This is a genomic window from Luteimonas notoginsengisoli, from assembly GCF_042648885.1.
In the GTDB taxonomy this organism is placed as follows: Bacteria; Pseudomonadota; Gammaproteobacteria; order Xanthomonadales; family Xanthomonadaceae; genus Luteimonas; species Luteimonas notoginsengisoli.
The window spans coordinates 486745-512306 of sequence record NZ_JBHRYF010000008.1 but is presented as its reverse complement, the minus strand read 5'-3'; the positions used below and the strand labels follow the sequence as shown (position 1 = coordinate 512306).

Annotated in this window: 22 protein-coding genes and 1 pseudogene; 19 read left to right on the top strand and 4 right to left on the bottom strand. The window is 69.5% G+C overall.

The annotated features are described in order from the left end of the window. Positions 1-87 precede the first annotated feature (87 nt). The 5 genes from ACFOM9_RS10105 (at position 88) to ACFOM9_RS10085 (ending at position 3316) form a co-directional block, all read left to right on the top strand. Positions 88-552, top strand: coding sequence for a YiiD C-terminal domain-containing protein (locus tag ACFOM9_RS10105; RefSeq protein ID WP_386709823.1), 465 nt, complete (start codon positions 88-90; stop codon positions 550-552). 50 nt (positions 553-602) lie between these two features. Beyond that, positions 603-1022, top strand: coding sequence for a hypothetical protein (locus tag ACFOM9_RS10100; RefSeq protein WP_386709821.1), 420 nt, complete (start codon positions 603-605; stop codon positions 1020-1022). Positions 1023-1235: 213 nt separating this feature from the next. Beyond that, on the top strand, positions 1236-1679 hold the full coding sequence (locus ACFOM9_RS10095) for a rhodanese-like domain-containing protein (protein ID WP_386709818.1): 444 nt from the start codon (positions 1236-1238) through the stop codon (positions 1677-1679). Between the two features lie 90 nt (positions 1680-1769). Next, a complete protein-coding gene (gene secB / locus ACFOM9_RS10090; protein WP_386709815.1) occupies positions 1770-2297 on the top strand; it encodes a protein-export chaperone SecB in 528 nt (175 codons plus the stop codon). Between the two features lie 5 nt (positions 2298-2302). After that, positions 2303-3316 (top strand): NAD(P)H-dependent glycerol-3-phosphate dehydrogenase, encoded by a 1014-nt coding sequence (locus ACFOM9_RS10085; RefSeq protein ID WP_386709812.1) that lies wholly within the window; start codon positions 2303-2305, stop codon positions 3314-3316. A gap of 284 nt (positions 3317-3600) precedes the next feature. Here ACFOM9_RS10085 and ACFOM9_RS10080 read toward each other — a convergent pair whose 3' ends face one another. After that, entirely contained in the window at positions 3601-4185 is a 585-nt protein-coding gene (locus ACFOM9_RS10080; protein WP_386709809.1) for an outer membrane beta-barrel protein, read from the bottom strand. A 470-nt stretch (positions 4186-4655) separates the two neighbouring features. On the opposite strand from ACFOM9_RS10080, the gene ligD reads away from it, so the two are divergent. Together ligD and ACFOM9_RS10070 are read left to right on the top strand one after the other, a co-directional pair. After that, positions 4656-7295: a DNA ligase D gene (gene ligD / locus ACFOM9_RS10075; protein WP_386709806.1), complete on the top strand. Its 2640-nt coding sequence runs from the start codon at positions 4656-4658 to the stop codon at positions 7293-7295. Between the two features lie 120 nt (positions 7296-7415). Next, the gene (locus ACFOM9_RS10070) at positions 7416-7709 is read left to right on the top strand and encodes a hypothetical protein (protein WP_386709803.1); all 294 of its coding nucleotides are present in this window, start codon (positions 7416-7418) and stop codon (positions 7707-7709) included. Between the two features lie 154 nt (positions 7710-7863). Here the strand turns inward: ACFOM9_RS10070 and ACFOM9_RS10065 are convergent, their stop codons facing one another. Both ACFOM9_RS10065 and ACFOM9_RS10060 read right to left on the bottom strand, forming a co-directional pair. After that, entirely contained in the window at positions 7864-8331 is a 468-nt protein-coding gene (locus ACFOM9_RS10065; protein WP_386709800.1) for a tRNA (cytidine(34)-2'-O)-methyltransferase, read from the bottom strand. Positions 8332-8643: 312 nt separating this feature from the next. Next, the gene (locus ACFOM9_RS10060; RefSeq protein ID WP_386709798.1) at positions 8644-9351 is read right to left on the bottom strand and encodes an SDR family oxidoreductase; all 708 of its coding nucleotides are present in this window, start codon (positions 9349-9351) and stop codon (positions 8644-8646) included. 359 nt (positions 9352-9710) lie between these two features. Here ACFOM9_RS10060 and ACFOM9_RS10055 point away from each other — a divergent pair, with 359 nt between their 5' ends. The 12 genes and pseudogenes from ACFOM9_RS10055 to ACFOM9_RS10000 all read left to right on the top strand — a co-directional run. After that, positions 9711-12605, top strand: a complete 2895-nt coding sequence (locus tag ACFOM9_RS10055; RefSeq protein ID WP_386709795.1) for a M16 family metallopeptidase — start codon at positions 9711-9713, stop codon at positions 12603-12605. A 235-nt stretch (positions 12606-12840) separates the two neighbouring features. Beyond that, positions 12841-13161, top strand: coding sequence for a DUF4156 domain-containing protein (locus ACFOM9_RS10050; RefSeq protein ID WP_386709792.1), 321 nt, complete (start codon positions 12841-12843; stop codon positions 13159-13161). Positions 13162-13254: 93 nt separating this feature from the next. After that, positions 13255-14271, top strand: coding sequence for a 3-oxoacyl-ACP synthase III (locus tag ACFOM9_RS10045; protein ID WP_386709789.1), 1017 nt, complete (start codon positions 13255-13257; stop codon positions 14269-14271). 63 nt (positions 14272-14334) lie between these two features. Continuing rightward, positions 14335-15273 carry an alpha/beta fold hydrolase gene (locus tag ACFOM9_RS10040; RefSeq protein ID WP_386709786.1) on the top strand — a complete coding sequence of 313 codons (939 nt, stop codon included), beginning with the start codon at positions 14335-14337 and terminating at the stop codon, positions 15271-15273. A 10-nt stretch (positions 15274-15283) separates the two neighbouring features. Further along, a complete protein-coding gene (locus ACFOM9_RS10035) occupies positions 15284-15967 on the top strand; it encodes a phospholipase D-like domain-containing protein (RefSeq protein ID WP_386709784.1) in 684 nt (227 codons plus the stop codon). A 138-nt stretch (positions 15968-16105) separates the two neighbouring features. Further along, positions 16106-17887 carry a fatty acid CoA ligase family protein gene (locus ACFOM9_RS10030; RefSeq protein WP_386709781.1) on the top strand — a complete coding sequence of 594 codons (1782 nt, stop codon included), beginning with the start codon at positions 16106-16108 and terminating at the stop codon, positions 17885-17887. Next, on the top strand, positions 17884-18894 hold the full coding sequence (oleD, locus tag ACFOM9_RS10025; RefSeq protein WP_386709778.1) for a 2-alkyl-3-oxoalkanoate reductase: 1011 nt from the start codon (positions 17884-17886) through the stop codon (positions 18892-18894). Before ACFOM9_RS10030 ends, oleD begins: the two co-directional genes overlap by 4 nt. 51 nt (positions 18895-18945) lie before the next feature. Beyond that, positions 18946-19104: a DUF1328 domain-containing protein gene (locus ACFOM9_RS10020; RefSeq protein ID WP_386709776.1), complete on the top strand. Its 159-nt coding sequence runs from the start codon at positions 18946-18948 to the stop codon at positions 19102-19104. Between the two features lie 234 nt (positions 19105-19338). Next, positions 19339-19995, top strand: coding sequence for a ubiquinone biosynthesis accessory factor UbiJ (locus ACFOM9_RS10015; protein ID WP_386709773.1), 657 nt, complete (start codon positions 19339-19341; stop codon positions 19993-19995). Further along, entirely contained in the window at positions 19992-21665 is a 1674-nt protein-coding gene (gene ubiB / locus ACFOM9_RS10010; protein WP_386709770.1) for a ubiquinone biosynthesis regulatory protein kinase UbiB, read from the top strand. The genes ACFOM9_RS10015 and ubiB overlap by 4 nt, the downstream gene beginning before the upstream one ends. Before the next feature lie 119 nt (positions 21666-21784). Next, a complete protein-coding gene (locus ACFOM9_RS10005; protein WP_386709767.1) occupies positions 21785-22117 on the top strand; it encodes an endonuclease domain-containing protein in 333 nt (110 codons plus the stop codon). Positions 22118-22121: 4 nt separating this feature from the next. Continuing rightward, positions 22122-22907, top strand: a pseudogene (locus ACFOM9_RS10000) (pseudouridine synthase); the annotation flags it as partial. On the opposite strand, the gene ACFOM9_RS09995 reads toward ACFOM9_RS10000, so the two are convergent. Then, positions 22898-25339, bottom strand: coding sequence for a putative bifunctional diguanylate cyclase/phosphodiesterase (locus ACFOM9_RS09995; protein ID WP_386711003.1), 2442 nt, complete (start codon positions 25337-25339; stop codon positions 22898-22900). The pseudogene ACFOM9_RS10000 and the gene ACFOM9_RS09995 overlap by 10 nt on opposite strands. Between the last annotated feature and the right edge of the window lie 223 nt (positions 25340-25562).

Here is a 25562-nt window from a genome sequence, read left to right as displayed (position 1 = left end):
CAAGCTTGGGCGGTCGCCGTGGTGGCCGCAAGCCTTCGCGAGCGCGCTTTCCGGCGGCCCACCGCCTTCCAGCCGAGGACCACGCCGTTGCAATTCGAACACCCCCTGCGCGCGCTCGACGCCCATTACCAGGCGATGCCGCCGGTGGCGGCGATGCAATTGCGGATCGCCGGCTATGACGGCGACGCACTGACGCTCGAAGCGCCGCTGGCGCTGCACGTCAACGACAAGGGCTGCGCCTTCGGCGGCAGCCTGGTGTCGCTGCTCACCCTGGCGTCGTGGGGCCTGGCGACGCTGCACGTACAGCAGGCCGGGCTGGAGGCCGACGTGTTCGTGGCCGACAGCGAGGTGCGCTACCTGGCGCCGCTGTTCGGCGATCTGCGCGCGCAGGCGCGGATCGCGCAGGGCGCTTCATGGGACGATTTCATCGCCACGCTGCGCGGGCGCGGTCGCGCCCGCACCACGCTGGTCGCGACCGTGCCGCTGCCCGGCGGCGGCGTTGCCACGACGTTCCGCGCGCGCTACGTCGCGATCCTGCGCAAGCACGGCTGAGTCGCGGGTTGCTACCCTTGGCGCCACGCCGACCCCGGGAGAGAGACGCGATGCGGATGTTGAAGCACTGGTGGCTGGCCGTTGCCTTCGCGCTGCTGGCCATGGGCTGCGCCAGCACCGGCGGCCAGGCCGACAAGCTGCACGAGGCCCAGTACGCGTGGTCGGCGGCGATCCGCTGGGGCGACTTCGAGGGCGCCTGGAACCTGGTCGACAGCGCGTATCGCCAGGCCCATCCGATGACGCCGGTCGAATTCGAACGCTACAAGCACGTCGGCATTTCCCGCTACCACGACCTCGGCACGCAGACCCTGCCGGACGGCGACGTGGTCCGCGAGATCGACCTGGGCGTGATCAACAAGCACACCATGACCGAGCGCGGCATGCGCTACACCGAGCGCTGGCACTACGACGCCGAAGCCAAGGCCTGGTGGCAGATGAATGGCCTGCCGGACCTGTGGAGCGGCGAATAGCCGCAGGACGCGCCCGTTTGTAGAGGACTTCCGGCCCCCGGGCCGTTGGTTCCCCTCCCGCCTCGACGCGAGCGGTCGGCGTGGCCGACCTCCAGCAGCCCCGCGAACCGTGGGCACTTCTTCCAGCCTCGCCCTGCGTGGCAGGGGAGGGCGACGGCGGAGCCTGTGCGACAATCGCCGCCCGCCAGTTCCCGGCCTGAACGCGTCGATCCCGTGAATTTCGAAGAACTGCTGGCCTTTGCCGGCCGCCACCAACTGCTGTCGATCGCCCTGGTCGGCCTGACCCTCGCCATCATCGCCAACGAGGTCGCGCAGCTGTTCCGCGGCTACCGGGTCCTGCGTCCGGCCGGATTGACCGCGCTGGTCAATCGCGACAACGCGCTGGTCGTCGACCTGCGCCCGGCCGCCGATTTCGAGAAGGGCCACATCCCCGGCTCGAAGAACGTGCAGATGAGCCAGTTCGATCCGGAGAGCAAGCAGCTCGCGCCCGCCAAGGCGCTGCCGGTGGTGCTGGTGTGCAAGACCGGCCAGACCGCGGGCACCGCCGCCAAGCGCCTGAAGAAGGCCGGCTTCGAGCATGTGCACGTGCTCGACGGCGGCATCGGCGGCTGGCAACAGGCCGACCTGCCGCTGGCCAAGGGCCGCGCCAAGGGCTGAGCCAGCAGGCCGGTCGCCGCCGGGCGCGCCGGACCGCCATGCCATAATCGGCCTCTTTTCCCGTACGTTCCTTCCAGCCGGAGTTCCACGATGTCCGACCAACCCGTCAGCAACGGCACCGCAGCGCCCGTGTCCAACGGCCCGCAGTTCAGCGTCGAGAAGATCTATGTCAAGGACGTGTCGTTCGAGGCTCCGGGCGCGCCGGCCGTGTTCAACGAGCAGGTCCAGCCGCAGCTGCAGATGAACCTCAACCAGCGCGTGCAGCGCCTGAACGAGAACGCCTTCGAAGTCGTGCTCGGCGTCACCCTGACCTGCACCCTGGGCGAAGACAAGACCGCCTACCTTGCCGAAGTGCAGCAGGCCGGCGTGTTCGGCCTCAACGGCTTCGACGATGCCGCGCTCGATGCCATCCTCGGCACCCACTGCCCGAACATCCTGTATCCGTACGTGCGCCAGACCATCGGCGACCTGATCCAGGCCGGCGGCTTCCCGCCGTTCCTGCTGCAGCCGATCAACTTCGAAGCGCTGTACGCCGAAAGCCTGCGCCAGCGCGCCGAGCAGCAGGCCAAGGGCGGCGACGGCGACCTCGCCAGCAGCGAACCCGCCGGCAACGCCTGAACGCCATGGCGGTAGCACCATCGGTCAGCGTGCTGGGCGCGGGCTCCTGGGGCACCGCGCTGGCCGCGCTGATCGCCCGCCACGGCCATCCCACCGTGCTGTGGGGGCGCGACGCGGCGGTCGCCGAAGCGATCGACCAGCGCCACGAAAACCCGCGCTACCTGCCCGGGATCGCCCTGCCCGCGGGCCTGCGCGCCACCACCGACCTGGCCGCCGCGATGCGCGGCGCGGACCTGGTGCTGGTGGTCGTGCCATCCCATGCGTTCACCGAAACCCTGCGCGCGCTCGCGCCGCTGCGTCCGGCGCATGCCGGCGTGGCGTGGGCGGCCAAGGGATTCGAGCCCGGATCCGGCCGATTCCTGCACGAAGTCGCCGCTGAGGTGCTCGGGGCCGACGTGCCGCTGGCCGTGGTCACCGGCCCCTCTTTCGCCAAGGAGGTCGCCCTCGGGCTGCCGACCGCGCTGACCGTGCAGGGCGAGGACGCCGCGTTCGTGCAGCAGGTCGCCGACGTGCTGCATGGTCCCGAGTTCCGCGCCTACACCGGCAGCGACATGCGCGGCGCCGAACTGGGCGGGGCGATGAAGAACGTGCTGGCGGTGGCCACCGGCGCCGCCGATGGCATGGGGCTCGGTCTCAACGCCCGCACCGGCCTGATTACCCGCGGCCTCAACGAAATGCTGCGGCTCAACGCCGCGATCGGCGGTCGCGCCGAAACGCTGATGGGCCTGGCCGGCCTGGGCGACCTGGTGCTGACGTGCACCGGCGACCTGTCGCGCAATCGCCGCCTGGGCCTCGCGCTCGGCCGCGGCCAGAGTCTCGACGACGCGGTGCGCGAAATCGGCCAGGTCGTCGAATCGGTGCAGACCGCGAACGAAGTGATGCGACTGGCCGAACGCCACGGCGTGGAGCTGCCGATCTCCGAGAACGTGCGCGCCGTCCTGCACGGCGACATCACGCCGACCGAAGCGCTGCAGCGCCTGCTGTCGCGGGAACAGAAGGCCGAATACCCGGCAGCGTAGTCGCCCCTCGCGCAGGCACCAGTCACCTGCGCGCGGATACCGCGGCGCGTGATCTCGTTAGCTTGGCTCCGGCAAAGGCAGCGGAAGAGAGCGTCTTCCGGCGCACCGCGAACCGCGGCCACCCCTCCCAATCTCCGCCGGCTGAAAGAAGTAGGGCCCAAAAGCCCGCGGCTGGCAGCAACACGGGCATAAAAAAGCCCGGCCATTTCTGGCCGGGCCGGTCGCGATGCGGGGAGAGAGATCGATCGCGGTTGAAACGATATCGCCGGGAGATGACGCGGCGGTTACCAGGTCAGGCGCGGCCCGACGAACCACTGCGTATCGCCGTCGGAAAACTTGACGTCGCCGCTGACGCCCCAGTTCTGGTTGAACTTCCACTGCGCGCCGAGGCGGCCATAGAAGTTGCTGTCGTCCTCGAGCAGGCCGTCGCTGTCGTAGCTTTCGTAGCCGGCCAGCGCATAGCCTTCCAGGTTGCGCGTCAGCGAGGCGCGGGCGCCGGCTTCGACGCTGTAGCCGTCGAAGTCCAGGTTGCTGCCGGCATCGAACTTCTCGTAGGCGATGCGGGTCAGCAGGTCGGCCTTCGGCGAGATCTCGTGGTTGTAGCCCACGCCGGCGCGCCACTGGTCGACGTCGATGTTGGTGTCTTCGATTTCCTGCTGGTTGAAGCCACCGAACAGGTGGAAATTGGGATGCACGGCAACCGAGCCGTCGATCGCCCAGCCGTCGGCATCGACGTTGCCGTCGCCGTTGGTGGCGGTGTAGCCGCCCTGGACATAGTTGTAGGAGACATCGTCGGCAGCCGAGGCATTCGCGGCCATGGCAAAGGCCGGCACCGCCAGCAATGCGGCGGCAATCAGGGAGTTCTTCATTCGGGGGACCCTTCTGGAATCTTGTTGTTGTGCAAAGGGCCGGCCAGGCGCCAGGGGAGGGAGAGAGACCGTCGGGGAAACGGTGACGCCTGAACCGGTGACGCGCATTCTGCGTGGCTGCCGGCAACGCAGGCTGAATATTGAACTTGACAGTACAGGAACTTTTCTACCTCGATCGAGTCCGCGGCGCATGTGTTCGCTGTGCTTTCAATGTCGAGTTGCGCAGGCCCGTGCTCTTTGCAACGCAACTTGATTGGCGTGCCATTGCACGCGCCCCTCCGGCGGAGTTGCTGCCGTCCGGCGCGTCGTCCGTTACGCGGCTTCGCTTCCCTGCTTGTGCAAGCGCATTTGCTGTCATGGCCGAGTCCATGCCGACTTCCATGCAGCACGGCCGTGCAGCGGGCAATGCCCTATGCACGCGACATATACGGCGGCGGCCGCATAACGGGCGTCCGCGATGGAGCCTTGCGATGAGCCTGACGGAGTACCGGCGCAAACGGCAGTTCTCGAAGACGCGCGAGCCCGAGCCCGGCAAGAACTTGCCGAAGGGAAAGCGCGCGCTGTTCGTCGTGCAGCTGCACCACGCCAGCCGGCGGCACTACGACTTCCGCCTGCAGGTCGGCGATGCGCTGAAAAGCTGGGCGGTGCCCAAGGGGCCGTCGTACGACCCGGAGGTCAAGCGGATGGCGGTCGAAGTCGAGGACCACCCGGTCGACTACGCCGGATTCGAAGGCGAGATCCCCAAGGGCCAGTACGGCGGCGGGCACGTCGCCCAGTTCGACAACGGCGTCTGGGCCACCGACGGCGACGCCGAAGCGCAGTTGGCCAAGGGGCACCTGCGCTTCGAGCTGTTCGGCAGGAAGCTCAAGGGCGGATGGCACCTGGTCCGCACCGCGAAGCCCGCCAAGCAGCCGCAGTGGCTCCTGTTCAAGGACAAGGACGAGTACGCCGGCACCATCGAGGCCGACGACCTGCTCGGCGACGTGGCCGCGCCGCCCGCCGAGGATGCCAGGCGCGCGGGCAAGGGCAAGGCGGCGAAGAAAGGCCTGGCCGCGGTCGCGCTGCCAAGCCGGCGCCGGAAAAGCTGGGCCGCCGCCGCGACAAAGCTGACCGGCGCGAAGAAGGAAAAGCTCAAGCAGGATCCGTTCGAACCGCAGCTGGCAAAGCTCGGCGAGGCACCCCCGGAAGGCGAGCAGTGGCTGCACGAAATCAAGTGGGACGGCTACCGCATCGTGGCGACCGTCGTCGACGGCCAGGTGCGCCTGTGGTCGCGCAATGCGCTGGAATGGACCGACAAGGTGCCGGAGATCACCGCGGCGGTGGCAGCGCTGGGCCTGGGATCGGCAGCGCTCGATGGCGAGCTCATCGCCGGTCGCGGCGTGACCCAGGACTTCAACCTGCTGCAGGCCACCCTCTCGGGCGAACGCCAGGGTTCGCTCGCCTACGTGCTGTTCGACCTGCTGCACGTCGATGGCGTCGACATCACCCGCGCGCCGCTGGTCGAGCGCAAGGGTTTGCTCGGCAGGATCCTTGAGTCGGCGCCCCCGCACCTGTCCTTCAGTTCGCACATTGCGGGTGATGGCATGGAGGCCTACAGGCTCGCCAGCGACCAGCAGTTCGAGGGCATCATTTCCAAGCGCGGCGACCGTCCGCACCATCCCGGTCGCAGCGACGAATGGCGCAAGACCAAGCGCCTGGCAAGCGACGAGTTCGCGGTGGTCGGGTTCACCGCGCCCAAGGGCAGCCGCACCGGCTTCGGATCGCTGCTGCTGGCGCGTCCCGATCCAAAGCACGGCTGGTCGTACGCCGGGCGCGTCGGCTCCGGCTTCTCGGACGAATTGATCCGCGAGATCGACAAGAAGCTCGACCGCAAGAACGCGGCCACCAAGCCAACGGTCCACGTGCCGCCGCACGACACCGACCTGCGCTCGGCGCAGTGGTTCGATCCCGCCGCCGTGGTCGAGGTGTTCTACCGCGGCATCGGCGGCAGCGGACTGCTGCGCCAGCCGTCGCTGAAGGGGCTGCGGCCGGACAAGTCGCCCGGCGACCTGGCCGATTCCGATCGCGCCGCGGCCGCAGGCAAGACCAAGGCCTCGAAGGCGGCGAAAGCGGCGAAGGCCGCCAAGAAGTCATCGACGAAGAAAGCGGCGCACCGCTCCACCGCCGCCGATCCGCCGGACGAAGACCCGGGGCGTGCGGAATTCCGGCTGACCAGCCCGACGCGCATCGTCTATCCCGACCAGGGCATCACCAAGCGCCAGGTCGCCGACTACTACAGCAGCGTGATGGAGTGGTTCCTGCCCGAAATCGCCGGGCGGCCGGTGTCGCTGCTGCGATGCACGCAGGGCGTGGGTCGTCCCTGCTTCTTCCAGAAGCACCACACCGCCGGCCTCGAGAACGTGGACGCGGTGAAGCTCAAGGAAGAGGCGGGCAACCAGGCCGACTACCTGGTGGTGCGCGATGCGGCCGCGGTCATGGAGCTGGTGCAGTTCAACGCGCTGGAATTCCATCCCTGGGGCGCGCACGCGGATGCACCTGATCGCGCCGACCGGATCGTCTTCGACCTCGATCCCGGGCCCAACGTCGCCTGGGCGGATGTGGTCGACGCGGCGCGCAAGATCCGCGGGCTGCTGGAACAGCTGGGGCTCGCGTCGTTCGTCCGCACCTCGGGCGGCAAGGGCCTGCACGTCGTGCTGCCGTTGAATCCCGGCTGCGACTGGGACGTGGTCAAGCCGTTCGCGCACGGATTTGCCGACGCCATGGCGCAGACCGAGCCGCTGAAATTCGTCGCCACCGCGACCAAGAAGTTCAGGACCGGCAAGATCTTCATCGACTACCTGCGCAACGGCCGCGGCGCGACCAGCGTTGCGTCGTTCTCGCTGCGCGCACGCGACGGTGCGCCGGTGGCGATGCCGCTGCGCTGGGACGAGCTGGGTCGCGTCAAGAGCGGCGCCGCCTTCGACATCGACAGCGCGCCGCGGCGGATGAAGCGCTGGAAAGCGCACCCCTGGGAGGGCATCGACGCCATCCGCCAGGACCTGGACCAGGTCGGCGACCTGCTGGGCGCCGACGCGAGCGCGGCGCCGAAGCGGACCAGGCGCAAGCGATAGGCCGCACGGATGCGCAGTTGCGCGACGCGGACGAACATCCACGGTTCGTCGCGTGGGTTCGAGCACGGCATAGGGACGCCCCTGGTGGCGCATGCCTCGCGGCCATCGTCGGCACCCGGGATGCAGCCGGGCATGCTGGGCGCGCTGCCCCGCGAAGGCGGCAGCCTGCAGCTGACCTACGACGGCAACCCGCTGTATCGCTACGCCGGCGACATGGGCGCTGCGTCGACCGCGGGCCAGGGCGTTTCGGACAAGTGGGGCCAGTGGCATCTGGTGGGCGCCGACGGTGCGTTCGTGAAGCAGGCGGTCGACGGCCCGGCCGGCAGCGACGACGCGCCGGCGCCGAGCGGGACCGCCGAGGACGGCGCGAACCGCCCCGCCGACGCGGACGCAGCCGGCGCCAGCCAGCCGTAATCGCGGGTCTCCACCGCGGAGCGAACCCAGGAACACCGCCTTGACCCTGCCGCTGTGGAGCACGCCCGAGCGTCACACGCTAGCTGCTGCGGGCGAGTGATCTTCTGCCTGATGGTTACCAGGCCCGCGATGCCGGCATAACGCGGGGCGACGATCAAGCTTCGCTGCCAGCGAATCCCTGCTGCCGCCAGGCCTCGAACACCACGACCGCCACCGCGTTGGACAGGTTGAGGCTGCGGTTGTCCGGGCGCATCGGCAGGCGCAGGCGCTGCGCTTCCGGGACGGTGGCCAGCACGTCGTCGGGCAGGCCCGCGGTTTCGCTGCCGAACAGGAAGGCGTCGCCCTGCGCGAAGCGCGCGGCGTCGTAACGCCGCGCGCCGCGGGTGCTCAATGCGAATAGCCGCGCCGGTGCAATCGCCTCGAGCGCGGCGGCCAGCGAATCGTGCACCTGCACGCGCGCGTACTCGTGGTAGTCCAGCCCCGCGCGGCGCAGCTGGCGATCATCGATCGCAAAGCCCAGCGGCCGCACCAGGTGCAGCCGCGCGCCGGTGTTGGCGCACAGGCGGATCGCGTTGCCGGTGTTGGGCGGGATTTCCGGCTGGTGGAGGATGACGTCGAACAAGGGTGATCCCCGCGCGATGCGCCGTGATGACTGTCGGCGTTGATACGGCCTTGCGGCCGCATAACGCCGACGACGGCGCGGGGTGGGGAGGATAGCGCGAGGGCTGATCGCCTCGCAGGGCGGACTTGTGCTGCTTTTGCAGGAGCGGCTTGAGCCGCGAGCGTTTGCCCCCTCCCCCTGCGAAGGCAGGGGAGGGGTGCCGGTCGGATCAAGTTGAAATGCCACCATCTCCTTCCGACGCGGGAGCGCAGAAGTAAAAGCTCGCGGCTGAAGCCGCTCCTGCAATTCTCCCAAGTCGGAGAAGGCTGCCCCTCACCAGGGCAGGGTTTCGCCCCGCCAGTCGCGGAAGCTGCCGCTGTCTTCGGGCGAGAGGCCATCGATCACCTGCAACAATCCGCGCACCGAATCTTCCGCCGGCACCGTCGCGTTCGGCCCGCCCATGTCGGTCTGCACCCAGCCCGGGTGCAGCGCCACCACGATCATCCCGCGCTCGCGCAGCGCATGGGCGAGCAGCACGCTGGCCATGTTCTGCGCGGCCTTGCTGATGCAGTAGCTGGGCGTGCCGAAGCGGCCCGCATCGGTGATTGAACCCAGCTCCGAGGACAGGTTCGCCACCCGCGCGCCGTCCGCCAGCAGCGGCGCCAGCGCCTGGGTCAGCAGCAGGGGGCCGGCGGCGTTGGTCCGGAAGCTGTCCTCGAGGATCGCGGCGGTGACCTTGCCGAAACGCTCGCCCGAATGCAGCACGCCGGCGCCGTTGACCAGCAGGTCGAGGCGGCCGTCGTCGCCGAGCGCCAGCGGCAGCTCGGAGGCCAGCGCGGCGTGGGATCTGGGATCGGCCACGTCCAGCGGCAGCACGTGCAGGCGACCGGGGTGTTCACCGGCCAGCCCGCTGAGGGCAGTGGCGCGCCCGGGCTGACGGCAGGTGGCGACCACGCGGTCGCCGCGGGCCAAGAGCTGGCGGACGAATTCCAGGCCGACGCCGCGGTTGGCGCCGGTAACGAGGCAAGTTCGGGTTTCCATGGACCGGGAGACTGGCAGCCCTCGCGTTCATGCGCCGTGTCGGCGCGACGGCGGGACGTCGCGATGGTGGTGCGCCAACCGCAGCCTTGGTTCGCTTGGCGCCGTCCTGGACCTGGATTCGACCAGGGCTTTTGCTTCCAGGCACGCCAAGGACATCGCGCTGTCGCGCCCAGAGGGCGCTGATCCAGTACCGGATCGCAACAACCGGCGCCTCCGATCTGCGCGCGCCCCGGGCTTGGGCACGCGTTCCCCGAGCGCCGTGAGCCTGCGGCCCCGACTTGTGGCCTAGTGTTCAGCTGCCGGACAGCCGGTACGATGGGCGGGACAATTCCGCCTTTCACGCTCGCACAGGAGTGCCCATGTCGCTTGCCAATCTCCGCCGTCCCCGCGCCGCCGTGCTCGGCCTCGCCCTGGCCACCGCCCTCGGGGGCAGCTTCGCGCCGGGGCTGGTGTTCGCCGATGCCGGCCGCGTCGCGTCGGTCGACATTCCGTACGAGACGTTCACCCTGCCCAACGGCCTGCGCGTGGTGGTGCACACCGACCGCAAGGCCCCGATCGTGGCGGTGAACATCTGGTACCACGTCGGCAGCAAGGACGAACCGGCCGGCCGCACGGGCTTCGCCCACCTGTTCGAGCACCTGATGTTCAACGGCTCGGAAAACCATCCGGGCGAGTTCTTCGACCCGTTCGAGCTGGCCGGCGCCACGGACATGAACGGCACCACCAACTCCGACCGCACCAATTACTTCGAGAACGTGCCCACCACCGCCCTCGACATGGCGCTGTGGATGGAATCCGACCGCATGGGCCATCTGCTCGGCGCGATCGACCAGAAGACCCTGGACGAGCAGCGCGGCGTGGTCCAGAACGAGAAGCGCCAGGGCGAGAACCAGCCCTACGGCCAGGTCTGGGAGAAGCTCGGCCGCGCGCTGTATCCGGAAGGCCATCCGTACCACCACAGCGTGATCGGGTCGATGAACGATTTGAACGCCGCCTCGCTCGAGGACGTCAAGAACTGGTTCCGCACCTGGTACGGACCCAACAACGCGGTGCTGGTGCTGGCCGGCGACATCGACGTCGCCACGGCGAAGAAGAAGGTGGCCGAGTATTTCGGCGACATCCCGGCCACCCCGACCATGGCGCAGCCGCCGGTGGACGTCGCCAAGCGTCCGGCCGACACCCGCGAAGTGATGCAGGACAAGGTGCCGCAGACGCGCATCTACCGGGTCTGGAACGTGGCCCAGATCGGCACCGCCGACATCGACCAGTTGCAGCTGTTCTCGCAACTGCTCGGCGGCAGCAAGTCGTCGCGCCTGGACAAGCGCCTGCTGCACCAGGACAAGCTGGTCGACAGCGTCAGTACCATGGTCGGCCCGTCGCAGCTGGGCTCCAACTTCATGGTCATCGCCACCGTCAAGCAGGGCGTGGACCCGGCGAAGGTGGAGGCGATCATCGACGAAGAGCTCGCCAGGCTCGTCGCGGAAGGCCCGAGCAAGGCCGAGCTGGACCAGGCCAAGACCATGTTCCGCGCTGGCTTCATCCGCGGCATCGAGCGCATCGGCGGTTTCGGCGGCAAGGCCGACGCGCTGGCCTCGTGCGCGATCTATGAAGGCGACCCGGGCTGCTTCCGCGAGGAACTGGCCAACATCCAGGGCGCCAGCGCGGCCGACCTCAAGGCGGTCGGCGCCAAGTGGCTCGGCGAGGGCAGCCACACCCTGGTCGTCGAGCCGGGCGAGCGCACCGCGCTGGCCGAAGAGCCTGCCGCCAAGCCGGCGCCGATGACGCTGCCGCCGGTGGATCCGAAGTACACCGTCGAAGCCAGCACCGTCGATCGCAGCAAGGGCGTGCCGGAGCCGTCGAGCTTCCCCGACCTGAAGTTCCCCGAGTTGCAGCGCGCGACGCTGAAGAACGGCTCGAAGGTGATCCTCGCCGAGCGCCACGACATTCCCGTGGTGCAGATGAGCTACGAGTTCAAGGGCGGCTCGGCCAGCGATGCCAAGGCAAAGCTCGGTGCGGCCAGTTTCGCGATGGGCATGCTCGACGAAGGCGCGGGCGACCTAGACTCGCTGGCGTTCGGCGACCGCGCCGAATCGCTCGGCGCCAGCCTCGGCGCCGCCGCCGCGCTCGACGGCAGCAATGCCTACCTGTCGGCGCTGAAGGAGAACCTCGACCCGTCGGTGGCGCTGTTCGCCAAGATGCTGCGCCAGCCGCGCTTCGACCAGAAGGAGATCGACCGGGTCAAGGCGAGCTGGATCGCGGGCATCAAGCAGGAGAAGGCGAGCCCCAACGGCGCCGCCATGCGCGTGCTGCCACCGCTGCTGTACGGCGAAGGCCATCCGTACGCGATCCCGTTCAGCGGCACCGGCACCGAAGCCTCGATCGCCGCGCTCGGCCGCGACGACCTGCTCGCCTACCAGCACGCCTGGCTGCGACCGGAAAACGCCACGGTGATCGTGGTCGGCGACACCACGCTCAAGGACATCGTGCCGGTGCTCGACAGGCACTTCGGCGACTGGAAGGGCGAAGGCGCCGCGCCGCAGGCGGTCGCGGTGCCGGAAGTCGCGCGTCCCGACGCGCCGCGCGTGTTCCTGATCGACCAGCCGGGCGCCGTGCAGGCCAACATCTTCGCCGGCGAAGTGGTGCCGTCGACGATGGATCCGAAGGCGGTGGAGTTCGAGATCGCCAACGACGTGCTGGGCGGGCAGTTCTCCTCGCGCCTGAACATGAACCTGCGCGAGGACAAGCACTGGGCCTACGGCGCCTACAGCTTCGTGTCCGGCGCGATCGGGCAGCGGCCGTGGATGGCGTACGCGCCGGTGCAGATCGACCGCACCGTCGATTCGCTGAAGGAAATGCGCACCGAGATCGACGGCTACGCCGACGGCAGCAAGCCGGCGACCGCCGCCGAGGTGTCGAAGATCAAGGCCACCGAGATCCGTGGCCTGCCCGGCGCCTACGAAACCGCGCGCTCGGTGCTGGCGACCATCGGCGGCATCGTCCGCTTCGACCGACCGGACGATTACGTGTTCCGGCGCAAGGCCGAGGTCGAGTCGCTGACGCCGGCCCAGGTGCAGGCCGCGGCCGCCACCATCGATCCCAAGGCGCTGACCTGGGTGGTGGTCGGCGACCTGAAGAAGATCGAACAGCCGGTGCGCGCGCTGGGCCTGGGCGAAGTCAGCATCGTTGACGCGGACGGCAAGCCGGTGGCCGCGACCGCTGGCGCGAAGGACGAAGGCGAGAAGGGCGAGAAATAGGGCTGCGTTCTGCTCCCTCCCCTGCGAAGGCAGGGGAGGGCCGGGGAGGGGTTGCGTCGGCGCCGGCGTCGTTTGGGAAATTCGCTCGGCGCCCACGCCAACCCTCCGCCTGCCGCCGCAGTGCAAAGGGAGCCGCAACGATCCGCGGCTGAAGCGCTCCCGCAATGCGCTCGCGGCTTGCCGCATTCAGCCCGGCCTGCCCACAATGCCGTTTTCCCGCTGCCCGGAGCCGTTCATGCGCATTCTGCTCGTCGCCGCCATTGCCACTGCTGCCCTCGGCCTGTCCGGCTGTACCTGGGTGCACATGGCGCCCGGCGCCTCGGCGGTGAAGGTGGCCTCCACCGCGCCGGCCAACTGCGAGAAGCGCGGCGACATCAGCGTGTCGGTGGCCGACAAGGTGGCCCTGGTCTATGAACGCAACGACCTGAGGGTGCGCGAGGAGCTCGAAACCCTGGCCCGCAACGAGGCCCCGGGGATCGGCGCCGACACCATCAGCCCGCTGGGTCCGCCGGCCAACGGCGACCAGCAGTTCGCCGCCTGGCGCTGCGGAAACTGACCATTTCCCCGCCCGGGCCCGGGACATTGGGTGCGAGAGGACCCCGGAGCCGGTAACATGGGTTCCCTTTTGTCCCGTTCCGGCGGCCAGTCCATGCTTTTCCAACACGTTGCCATCGCCGGCCTGGCCCACATCGACGCGCCGCGCCGGCTTTCCAGCGCCGAGATCAACGCGCGCCTCAAGCCCACCCTCGACCGCCTCGGCATCAAGACCGACGTGCTGCAGGACGTCGCGGGCATCCACGCCCGCCACCTGTGGAACGAAGGCATGCTGGCCTCCGACGCGGCGACGCTCGCCGGAGTCAAGGCACTGGCCGATGCCGGCATCGACCCCGACAAGGTCGGCCTGCTGGTCAACACCTCGGTCAGCCGCGACTACCTCGAGCCGTCCACCGCCTCGATCGTCAGCGGCAACCTCGGCCTCGGCGACGAGTGCCAGAACTTCGACGTCGCCAACGCCTGCCTCGCCTTCCTCAACGGCATGGACATCGCCAGCCGCATGATCGAGCGCGGCGAGATCGACTACGCGCTGGTGGTCGACGGCGAGACCGCCGACCTCGCCTACGAAAAGACCCTCGAGCGCATGATGCGCGCCGATTCCACCGAGGAAGCCTTCCGCAACGAACTGGCCACCCTGACCCTGGGCTCGGGTGCCGCGGCGATGGTGCTGGCGCGCGCCGAGCTCGCCCCGGGCGCACCGCGCTACCGCGGCGGCGTCACCCGCGCGGCCACGCAGTGGAACAAGCTCTGCCGCGGCAACCTCGACGGCATGGTCACCGATACCCGCACGCTGCTGATCGAAGGGGTCAAGCTGGCGCAGAAGACCTTCGTTGCCGCGCGCCAGGCCCTGGGCTGGGTGGTGGAGGAAATGGACGAGTTCGTCATCCACCAGGTCAGCAAGGTGCACACCGCCGCCTTCACCAAGGCGATGGGCATCGACCCGAAGAAGGTCCTGACCATCTTCGGCGAGCACGGCAACATTGGCCCGGCCTCGGTGCCGATCGTGCTGTCCAAGCTGCGCGAGCTCGGACGGCTGAAGAAGGGCGACCGGATCGCCCTGCTCGGGATCGGTTCGGGGCTCAACTGCTCGATGGCCGAAGTGGTCTGGTAGCCGGCGCGCTTCGAACTCCGCAAGGGCCGGTCATGCCGGCCCTTTTCATTCGTGCAGGTGCCGATGGACTTCCCCGACTACCCGTTCACGCCGCAGCGCTTCGAGGTGCGGCCCGGCATCGCGATGTCGTACCTGGACGAGGGCCCGCGCGACGGCGAGGTGGTCGTCATGGTGCATGGCAATCCGTCGTGGAGCTACTACTGGCGGCACCTGGTGCTCGGGCTGCGCGGCCCAGCGTCCGGCACGCCGGGTGCGAGCGCGGGCTACCGCTGCATCGTCCCCGACCACGTCGGCATGGGCCTGTCCGACAAGCCCGACGACACGGCGGCTGCCTCGCCGCGCTACGAGTACACCCTGCAGTCGCGCGTCGAAGATCTGGCCGCGCTGCTCGACCATCTCGGCATCGCCGGGCCGGTGACGCTGGCGGTGCACGACTGGGGCGGGATGATCGGCTTCGGCTGGGCGCTGTCGCATGCCGCGCAGGTGAAGCGGCTGGTGATCACCAACACCGCGGCGTTCCCGCTGCCGGCGGCCAAGCCAATGCCCTGGCAGCTGTCGCTGGGGCGCGACTCGCGGCTCGGCGGCTGGGCGATCCGCCGCTTCAACCTGTTCGCGCGCGGCGCGGCCTGGCTGGGGACGCGCCGCAGGCTTGCGGCCGACGTGCGCCGCGCGTACATCGCGCCGTACGACGGCTGGACCAACGCCATCAGCACCCTGCGCTTCATGCAGGACATCCCGTTGCGCGAAGGCGATCGTGCCTGGCCGCTGCTGGCCGAAGTCGGGCGCCGGCTGCGCGAGTTCGCCGATCGGCCCGCTTTCATCGGCTGGGGCCTGCGCGATTTCGTGTTCGACCGCCACTTCCTCGCGGGCTTTCGCGAGGCGCTGCCGCGCGCGCTGGTCATGGCGTTCGAAGACGCCGGCCACTACGTGCTGGAAGACCGGCATGAGGCGCTGGTGCCGCAGATCCGGCGTTTCCTCGACGAGTCTCCGATCCCCCGCTAGGGCGCCCGCCATGGATTTCGCCGCATTGGACCGCGCCCTGCGCGACAGCGCACAGGACCTCACGCTCAGCGGCGAGGAAAAGGCGGAGCTGCGCGAACTCGGCCGGCAGATCGATCCGGCGCGCATCCGCTACCTGCGCAACCGCGGCTTCGACATGGTGCGGGAGATCGTGGCCGCGCAGCCGGGCGACGCGCTCGAAGCCCTGCGCTGGCTGGAACAGGTGATCAAGACCCTTGATGCGGCCAGCCAGGCCGCGCCGACGGTATCCAGCGCGTGGTTCGCCCCCGGCGAGCACTGCCTGCGCGACCTGTGCGGGCGGATGCGCGCTGCGCGACGGGAACTGGACATCTGCGTGTTCACCATCGCCGACGATCGCCTTTCCGACGAAATCATCGCCGCCCATCGTCGTGGCGTACGGGTGCGGGTGGTCAGCGACAACGACAAGCAGTACGACACCGGCAGCGATATCGCCCGGCTGGTGGATCACGGGGTCGAGGTGCGGCTGGATGCCGGCCCGAGCCACATGCACCACAAGTTCGCCCTGTTCGACGGGTGCCTGCTGGCCAACGGCAGCTTCAACTGGACGCGCAGCGCCACCACCCACAACGATGAGAATCTCGTCGTCACCGACGATCCCAACCTGGTGCGCTCGTTCGCGCAGCAGTTCGAGGTGCTCTGGGGGCACTTCGCATGAGCCGGATGCTGCGGGCGCGGGCGGCGGGCGGGCAGGCGACCCAGCTCGCCAGTAGCGGCGGCCGCGCTGCCATGCCCATCGGTGCGCAGCCAGGGCGCTTGCGCGGGACGTCTTCCGGCGGGCGGCGATAATCCCCGCATGAACCCGGTCTGCAACATCGCCGCCGCGCTGCCGCAACTGGCCGCGCAGCGCCCCGACCAGGTCGCGATCCGCTGCCCCGGTCGCGGCGCGCGCTATGACGTCGTCCTGGACTACGCGCAGCTCGATGCGCGCAGCGACGCCATCGCCGCCGGCCTCGCGCGCCGCGGCGTCGCCCGCGGCACCCGCACCGTGGTCATGGTGCGGCCCACGCCGGAGTTCTTCCTGCTGATGTTCGCGCTGTTCAAGGCCGGCGCGGTGCCGGTGCTGGTCGACCCGGGCATCGACAAGCGCGCGCTGCGCCAGTGCCTGGGCGAGGCGCAGGCGGAAGCGTTCATCGGCATCCCGCTTTCGATGCTGGCGCGCCGGCTGCTCGGCTGGGCGACATCAGCGCGCGTGCGCGTGACCACCGGGGCGCGCGCGTGGCTGGCCGACGCCACGTTGGCGCAGGTCGAACGCGACGGTGCGGGCGCGGGGCCGCAGCTGTGCGACACCCACCCCGACGACGTCGCCGCGATCCTGTTCACCAGCGGCTCCACCGGCGTGCCCAAGGGCGTGGTGTACCGGCACCGGCATTTCACAGCCCAGGTGGACATGCTGCGCACGGCGTTCGGCATGCAGGCCGGCGGCATCGACCTGCCGACCTTCCCGCCGTTCGCGCTGTTCGACCCCGCGCTCGGACTGACTTCGATCATTCCCGACATGGACCCGACGCGCCCCGCCGCGGCCGATCCGGCGAAGTTGCTGTCGGCGATCGAACGTTTCGGCGTCACCCAGCTGTTCGGCTCGCCGGCGCTGATGCGGGTGCTCGCCGAGCACGGCGCGGCGCTGCCGACGGTGCGCTGCGTGACGTCGGCCGGCGCGCCCGTGCCGGCGGACGTGGTGGCGAAGATGCAGGCGCTGCTGCCCGACGACGCGCAGTTCTGGACGCCCTATGGCGCGACCGAATGCCTGCCGGTGGCCGCGATCGAAGGGCGCGAGCTGCTCACGCTGCGCGAGCGCACCGAGCAGGGCGCGGGCACCTGCGTCGGCCGGCCGGTGGCGCCGAACGAGGTGCGCATCATCCAGGTCAGCGACGAGGCGATCGAACACTGGTCCGACGCGCTGCTCGTCAGGCCGGGCCAGGTCGGCGAGATCACCGTCGCCGGTCCGAGCGCCACCGACAGCTACTTCAACCGCGACGCGCAGACGCGACTGGCGAAGATCCGGGAGAACGTCGCTTCCGCCGCGAACAGCTCCGCCAGCGAGACTTCTCCGGCAAGCGCGAGCGGCCCTTTATTCCGGCATGGGGAGAGCGATGCCGGCGGCAATTCGCTCTCCCGGTCGGAGGACACCGATAGGGGCGAGGGCGCGAGTGGGCAGTGTGAACGCATCGTCCACCGCATGGGCGACCTGGGCTACTTCGACGCGCAGGGCCGGCTGTGGTTCTGCGGCCGCAAGTCGCAGCGCGTGGTGACCGCCGCCGGCACCCTGTGCACCGAGCAGGTCGAGCCGGTGTTCAACGCCCACCCCGAGGTGCGCCGCACCGCGCTGGTCGGCATCGGCGCCCCCGGCCCGCAGCGGCCGGTGCTCTGCGTCGAGTTGCGCGCCGGCGTCGCACGCGGCGCGCAGCCGCGCATCGCCGATGAGTTGCGCCATCTGGGTGAAGGCTTCGTGCACACCGCGCAGGTCGACACATTCCTGTTCCACCCGCGCTTTCCGGTCGACATCCGCCACAACGCCAAGATCGGGCGCGAGACACTGGCGGCGTGGGCGGCGAAACAACTGCGGAGGCAGGCATGAAGATCCTGGTCACCGGCGGCGGCGGCTTCCTCGGCCGCGCGCTGTGTCGCGGGCTGGTGCAGCGCGGGCACGAAGTGGTGAGCTTCAATCGCGGCCTGTACCCGGTGCTCGACACCCTGGGCGTGCGTCAGCTGCGCGGCGACCTCGCCGAGCGCGACGCGGTGGTCGCCGCGGCGCGTGGCTGCGAGGCGATCTTCCACAACGCGGCCAAGGCCGGCGCCTGGGGCAGCCACGACAGCTACCACCGCGCCAACGTGGTCGGAACCGACAACGTGCTGGCCGCGTGCCGCACCCACGCCATCGACCGCCTGGTCTACACGTCCACCCCCAGCGTGACCCACCGCGCCACCCATCCGGTAGCGGGCGGCACCGCCGACAGCGTGCCCTATGGCGAAGGCTTCAAGGCTGCGTACGCCGCCACCAAGACGATCGCCGAAAAGGCCGTGCTCGCCGCCAACGACACCACCCTGGCCACCGTCGCGCTGCGCCCGCGGTTGATCTGGGGTCCGGGCGACAACCAGCTGCTGCCACGCCTGGTCGAGCGCGCCAGGGCCGGCCGGCTGCGCTTCGTCGGCGACGGCAGCAACGTCATCGACACCACCTACATCGACAACGCCGCGCAGGCGCATTTCGATGCGTTCGAACACCTCGGCCCCGGCGCGGCCTGCGCCGGCCGCGCGTATTTCATCAGCAACGGCGAGCCGAAGACCGTGCGCGAAGTAGTCAACGGACTGCTGCGCGCGGCCGGCGCGCCGCTGGTCGACAAAAGCATTCCGTTCGGCGTCGCCTACGCGGCCGGTGCGGCGTGCGAAGCGCTGTGGTCCCTGCTGCCGCTGCGCGGAGAGCCGCCGATGACCCGCTTCCTCGCCGAGCAGCTGAGCACGACGCACTGGTACGACATGGCCCCAGCCGAGCGCGATTTCGGCTACCGGCCGCGGGTGTCGTTTCACGACGGGCTCACCCAGCTGAAGCATTGGTGGGAAAGCCCCGGCGCCATCACCCGGTGACGACTTCGCCGTGCGGAAGATGGCGGCCAATCACCGCACCGGAGCCTGTCCATGCTGCACTACGCCATCGTCTTCTTCGTCATCGCCATCATTGCCGCGGTGCTCGGTTTTTCCGGCATCGCCGGCGCCGCCACCAACATCGCCTGGATCCTGTTCGTCGTGTTCCTGATCCTGGCCGTGGTGTCGCTGCTGCGCGGCAAGCGCGTCTGACGCCACGCATCGCGTGACCAGGCGGGCCCGTGGAAACGGGCCCGCTTTTTTTGTGCCTGTCTTTTGGAGCTACCCGCACCTCGCGCCAGCCGCTGCCTGGCGCGGCGGCAGCTTCGCGTTTGCTCGCCGCTGTTGAATTGATTCCGGCGCACATGGGAGAAGCCGCCTCCGCTCCCGCACGCCCTCCACAAGCGTGGTTGCCGGACCACCACGGACCCACGGCTACAATGGGCCATGACCGACGCCCGTGCCCCGACTTCACCGCTGGACGCCCTCAAGCCTGCCGCCGGGCGGGTCCTGGAAGCCGGGCTCAACCGTGCGGTTGCACTGGATCCCGACACCCGGGAGGCGCTTCGCGCGCTGGACGGCCGGCGCATCGAACTGGCGCTGCAGTCGCCACCGCTCGCCCTGCAGCTGCGAGTCGAGGGCGAGCGCCTCGTCGTCGGTCCGGTCGCGAAGGAAGGCGAGCCCGACCTGTCTGTGCGCAGCACGCTCGGCGCGCTGCTCGGCCAGCTGCCCGGGCTGCTGGGTGCGCGTCGCGACGAGGCGCCGCCGATCGGCGGCATGCGCATCTCCGGCGATGCGGATCTCGCGCGCCGCCTGCAGCGGCTGGCCGAACGCTTCGATCCCGACTGGCAGCAGCCGTTCGTCGCGGTGTTCGGCGACGTGCTCGGCGTGCAGGTCGCCAACGGATTGGCGGGCGCCCTGAAGCAGGCGCGCACGCTGGGCAGCGAGCTGGCTGGCAACGCCGCCGAGTACGTGGTCGAGGAGTCGCGCGACGTGGTCGGTCGCGACGAGCTCGACGCCTTCCACGACGACGTCGACGCGCTGCGCGACGATTTCGAACGCGTAGCCGCGCGCGTCGCGCGACTCGGCGGGGCGCCACGATGAAGGGCGCGCTGCGTGCGCTGCGCATCGGCCGCGTGCTGGTGCGCCATCGCCTCGACGACCTGTTCGACGGCACCCCGGCCGAGCGCTGGTTGAAGCTGATGCGGCCGTTCGTGCCGCGCGCGCCGCGAGAGCTGGCCGCGCAGTCGCGCGGCGCGCGCCTGCGCCTGGCGCTGCAGGAACTGGGGCCGATCTTCGTCAAGTTCGGGCAGATCCTGTCGACCCGCCGCGACCTGGTGCCACCGGACGTGGCCGACGAGCTGTCGGAGCTGCAGGATCGGGTCGCGCCGTTCGACGGCGACACCGCGCGACGCATCGTCGAGCAGTCGCTGGGGCGCGGCATCGACGATGCCTACGCAGACTTCGACACCGTCCCGCTGGCGTCCGCCTCGATCGCCCAGGTCCACGCCGCGACGCTGCGCGGGGAGGACGGCACGCCGCAGCGCGAAGTCGTGGTCAAGGTGCTGCGTCCGGGCATCGGGCGCCAGATCGCCTCCGACATCGCGCTGCTGAAGAACATCGCGAGCCTGGTCGACCGCGCCCATCCGAGCGCCGACAAGATCCGTCCGCGCGAGATCGTCGCCGAAATCGAGAGCACGCTCGCCGCCGAGCTGGATCTGCAGCGCGAAGGCGCCAACGCCTCGGTGCTGCGGCGCTTCTGGACGAATTCGGACGATCTCTACGTGCCCGAACCGATCTGGAGCCACAGCGCCGGCCGCGCGCTGACCATGGAGCGCGTGTACGGCATCCCCAGCGACGACATCGAAGCGCTCGATGCCGCCGGCATCGACCGCAAGGCGCTGGCGGCCAAGGGCGTGCGCGTGTTCTACACCCAGGTGTTCCGCGACAACTTCTTCCACGCCGATGCGCACGCCGGCAACATCTGGGTCGACAGCGACCCGGCGCGTAAGGCCAATCCGCGCTTCATCGCGCTGGATTTCGGGATCATGGGCCAGCTCTCCAGCGAGGATCAGTACTACCTCGCCGAGAACTTCATGGCGATCTTCAACAAGGACTACCGCCGCATCGCCGAGCTGCACGTGCAGGCCGGCTGGATGCCGTCGCACATCCGCATCGACGAGCTCGAGGCCGCCGCGCGCACCGTGTGCGAGCCGTACTTCACCCGGCCGCTGTCGCAGATCTCGCTGGCCGAGGTGCTGCTGAAGCTGTTCCGCACCGCGCAGCGCTACGAGCTGACCCTGCAGCCGCAACTGATCCTGCTGCAGAAGACCCTGCTCAACATCGAGGGCGTCGGCCGCCAGCTCGACCCGCAGATCGACATCTGGGCGGTGGCGCGGCCGGTGCTGGAACGCATCCTGGCCGAGCGCTACAGCCCGCAAAGGCTGGCCGGCGAATTCCGCAAGCGCCTGCCGGAGCTGATCACCCAGGCGCCGGAGGTGCCGCGGCTGGTGCACGCGTGGCTGACCCAGCAGGTGCAGGGCAAGCACGAACTCGCGCTGCGATCGCGCGACCTGTCGGAGCTGGTGCACACGATCAAGAGCGTGCAGCGGCGCACGGTGGCGGCGATCTTCGGCAGCGGCCTGCTGATCGTGGCCGCGATCCTGTACGGCCTGGAAGCCGGCGGCCCGCGCCTGCTGTCGATCCCCGCCGCCGCCTGGATCGCCGGCATCGGCGGCCTATGGGCGGTCGCGGCGGCGTGGCCGCGGCGCTGAGAGCTCCCTCCCTGCGAGGCGTGGAGTATCGGGATCAGCTCCCTCCCCTGCGAAGGCAGGGGAGGGTTGGGGAGGGGTTGCGCCGGATCGCTGCGCCGTTGCCGAAAGGAATTGGTTTCATGGAAGAAATCTGGAAGAACGCGCGCTCCCTGAGAAACAATGCGACCGATGCCGAACAGCATCTTTGGCAACAACTGCGGGGCCGCCAGCTCGCCGGCTACAAGTTCCGGCGCCAATATCCCATTGCCGGCTTCATCGCGGATTTCGCGTGTATCGAGGCGCGATTGGTCGTCGAACTCGATGGCGGCCAGCACGTCGAGCGGACTGCAGAGGATGCTGCGCGCACGCGAAGGATCGAATGCAACGGATATCGCGTGCCGCGGTTCTGGAATGACGATGTACTCGTGGACACAGAGGTCGTACTCGGTGAAATCCTGCGAAGCCTGAAGTGAAGTGATGCCTGATCCCACGCAACCCCTCCCCAGCCCTCCCCTGCCTTCGCAGGGGAGGGGGCAAGAGCTCGACGTGCTTTACCGCGATGATTTCCTTGCCGTGGTCGACAAGCCCGCCGGCCTGATGGTCCACGACAGCAAGCTGGCGCGCGGGGAGAGCGACTTCGCCGCGGACCGGCTGCGCGAGCAGTTCGGTACCAGGATCTTCCTCGTCCACCGGCTCGACCGCGCCACCAGCGGCTGCCTGCTGCTGGCCTTCGACCGCGACACCGCTTCGGAGCTGGGCAAGGCGCTGATGGCGCGCGAGGCGCCGCAGGAGGCTTTCGAGAAGGAGTACCTGGCCGTATGCCGCGGCTGGCCGCCGGAGGCCAGCTTCGTGGTCGACCATCCGCTCGACGGCGGGCCCGGCAAGCCGGTGAAGAAGCCCGCGCTGACCCGGTTCGAATGCCTGGCCAGGATGGAACTCGACGAACCCTCGGCGGGCTTTTCCACCTCGCGCTACGCGCTGCTGCGCGCGCGGCCGGAAACCGGTCGCTTCCGCCAGATCCGCCGCCACCTCAAGCACCTGTCGCACCACCTGATCGGCGACACCAGCCACGGCGATGGCCGCCACAACCGCATCTTCCGCATGCGCGGCGTGCACCGGATGCTGCTGCATGCGTCGCGGCTGTCGTTCGTGCATCCGCAGGACGGCCGCCGGATCGTCGCCGACGCCCCGGTGGACGCCGGATTCGCGCGCGCGCTGGCGATGTTCGGCGACAACGTCGCGCGCGAGGTCGCTCAGGCGTTGCACACCCGCGACGAAGGCGGTGCGTTGGCTTGTTCGCGCGCCGACACCAGCGCTTCGGCAGAAGCGGGCCGCGCGAACAGGTAGCCCTGGCCGAGTCCGCAGCCCAGCGCCAGCAGCGCGCGCCGCTGCGGCTCGGTTTCGATGCCCTCGGCCACCACCTCCAGGTGGCGCGCCCGCGACAGCGCGAGGATCGCCTTCACCACCGCCGCGCTCGCGCTTTCCTCGCCGCTGTCCAGGTCGTGGACGAAGGAACGATCGATCTTGACCGTATGCAGGTCGAAGCGGTGCAGGTAGCTGAGCGAGGAGTAGCCGGTCCCGAAATCATCCAGCGCGATCAGCACGCCGCCCGCGAGCAGGCGCTTGAAGACGTGCCCGATCTGCTCCGGGTTTTCCAGCAGCACGCCCTCGGTGACTTCGATGCGCACCTGGCCCGGTGCGATCCCGCGGCGCGCAAGCAGCTCGAGGAAACGCCGGTCCAGGTCGGGCGAACGGAAGTGCCGCGGCGAGAAGTTGAGGTTGATGTACTGGCCCGGATCGAGCAGCCGCGGGATCGTCGCCAGCACGCGTTCGAACAGCTGCCAGTCCAGCGTCTCCATCGTCCCGCTCGCCTCCGCCACGTGCAGGAACGCGGCCGGCGCCAGCACGCCGCGCAGCGGGTGGTTCCAGCGCATGAGCGCCTCGTAGCCGACGGTCCCGCCATCGGACAGCCGCACGATCGGCTGGAAGTACGGCACGAACTCGCCGCGGTTCAGGCCGCGGCGCAGGTCGCCCTCGACTTCCAGCAGCGACAGCGCCTGCGCGTGCAGGTCCTCGTCGAACAGCTCGAAGCGGTGGCGGCCCCCGGACTTGGCCCGGTACATCGCGATGTCGGCATCGCGCAGCAGGTCTTCGGCCTCCTTGTAGCGATGGCAGCTCAGCGCGACGCCGACGCTCGCGCCGGTGAACAGCTCCTTGCCCTGGACCCGCACCGGCTCCTTGAGCGAGTCGATGATCCGCTGCGCCAGTCGGAGCGGATCGTCGGCGTCCTCGAACTCCATCACGATCGCGAATTCGTCGCCGCCCAGGCGGGCCACCATGTCGCGGTCCTTGCGCACGCAGCGGCTGAAGCGCTGGGCCACTTCCTTGAGCAGCGCGTCGCCGATCAGGTGCCCGACCGAATCGTTGATGACCTTGAAGCGGTCCAGGTCGATGAACAGTACGGCGAAACGGAACTCGGGATCGGCGTCGCGCAGCCTCAGCGCGTGCACCAGGCGCCTGCGCAGGCAGGCGCGGTTGGGCAGTCCGGTCAGCGGATCGTGCAGCACTTCGTGCTGCAGCCGCTGCTCGACCTGCTCGCGCACGCGGATCTGCTGCGACAGCTCCACGGTGCGCTCGGCCACGCGCTTCTCGAGGTCGTTGTAGGCGTCCTTCAGGGCCGCCGCGGCGCGCTGGCGTTCCAGGCCGTTGGCGATCTGGTAGGAGATGAAGGTCAGCAGTTCGCGGTCGCGCTCGGTGTAACCCACGCCGGGGGTATAGCTCTGCACCGCCAGCAGGCCCAGCGCGCGCTCGCCCAGCATCAGCGGCACGCCCAGCCAGGCTTCGGGTTCCGGGCCCAGCGGCGCCAGTTCGCCACGCGCGACCAGCGACTCCAGCTCGGCCATCGTGGCCGCGTCGCCGCGGTCGATCAGCCAGGCGCGGCCCGAGCGCAGGACGTGCTCGGACAGGCCGTTGCCCAATGGACGGTCGGTCTCGTTGGCGCCGGCCTGGTCGACGAAATACGGGAAACGCAGCGCGCCGTCGTCCTCGGACAGCACGGCGATATAGAAGTTGCGGGCGTCGAGCAGCTCGCCCACGATGCCGTGGATGGCGGCGTAGAACTCGTCGAGGTTGGTCGCGGTGTGCGACAGCTCGGCGATCCGGAACAGCGTCTCCTGGATGCGGACGCTGCGCTGGCGCTCCTGGATCTCCAGCGTCAGCGCCTGGGTGCGTTCGACCACCCGGCGTTCCATCTCTTCCTGCGCGAGCTTGCGATCCACGGCGTTGAGGATGTGGCTGCCGACGTATCCCAGCAGCGCCTGGTCGGCCAGCGTGTAGCGCGGCCGTTCGACGTAGCTTTGCACCACCAGCACGCCGCGCACGCGTTCGCCGACGACCACCGGGACGCCGAGCCAGTCGTGGCAATCCATGCCGATGTCGCGGGTCGGGCCCGACACCTGTTTGCGGATGTCCTGCAGCGTGCCGCGCAGCGGCTTGCGGTCGCGGATCAGGTACCAGGTCAGTCCACGATCCATGACTGACATCGGAATGAATTCGTTGGCGTCGCGCACCACCGGGTCGGCCGTGTCCACCAGGTAGATGAAGCGCAGCGCGTCGGTCGCCTCGTCATAGAGCGCGATGTAGAAATTTTCCGCGTACATGAAGCGGCCGACGATGCCGTGCAGCGCGCGCAGCATCGCGTTGAGCTCCATGTCGGAGCTGGCCATGTCGGCGATGGCGAACAGCGCCGACTGCAGGCGTTCGGATTCGGTCAGCCGCACCTTCTCGAAGGTGGAGGACGCCAGCGGGGCGAGGAAGCGGCAATGCTCTTCCAGCCGCGGTCGCAGCGGCTCGTCGCCGTCCACGACGACGTCGATCGCCCGGGTGCCGGACGCCACCTCGATGCGGGCCGCCAGGCGG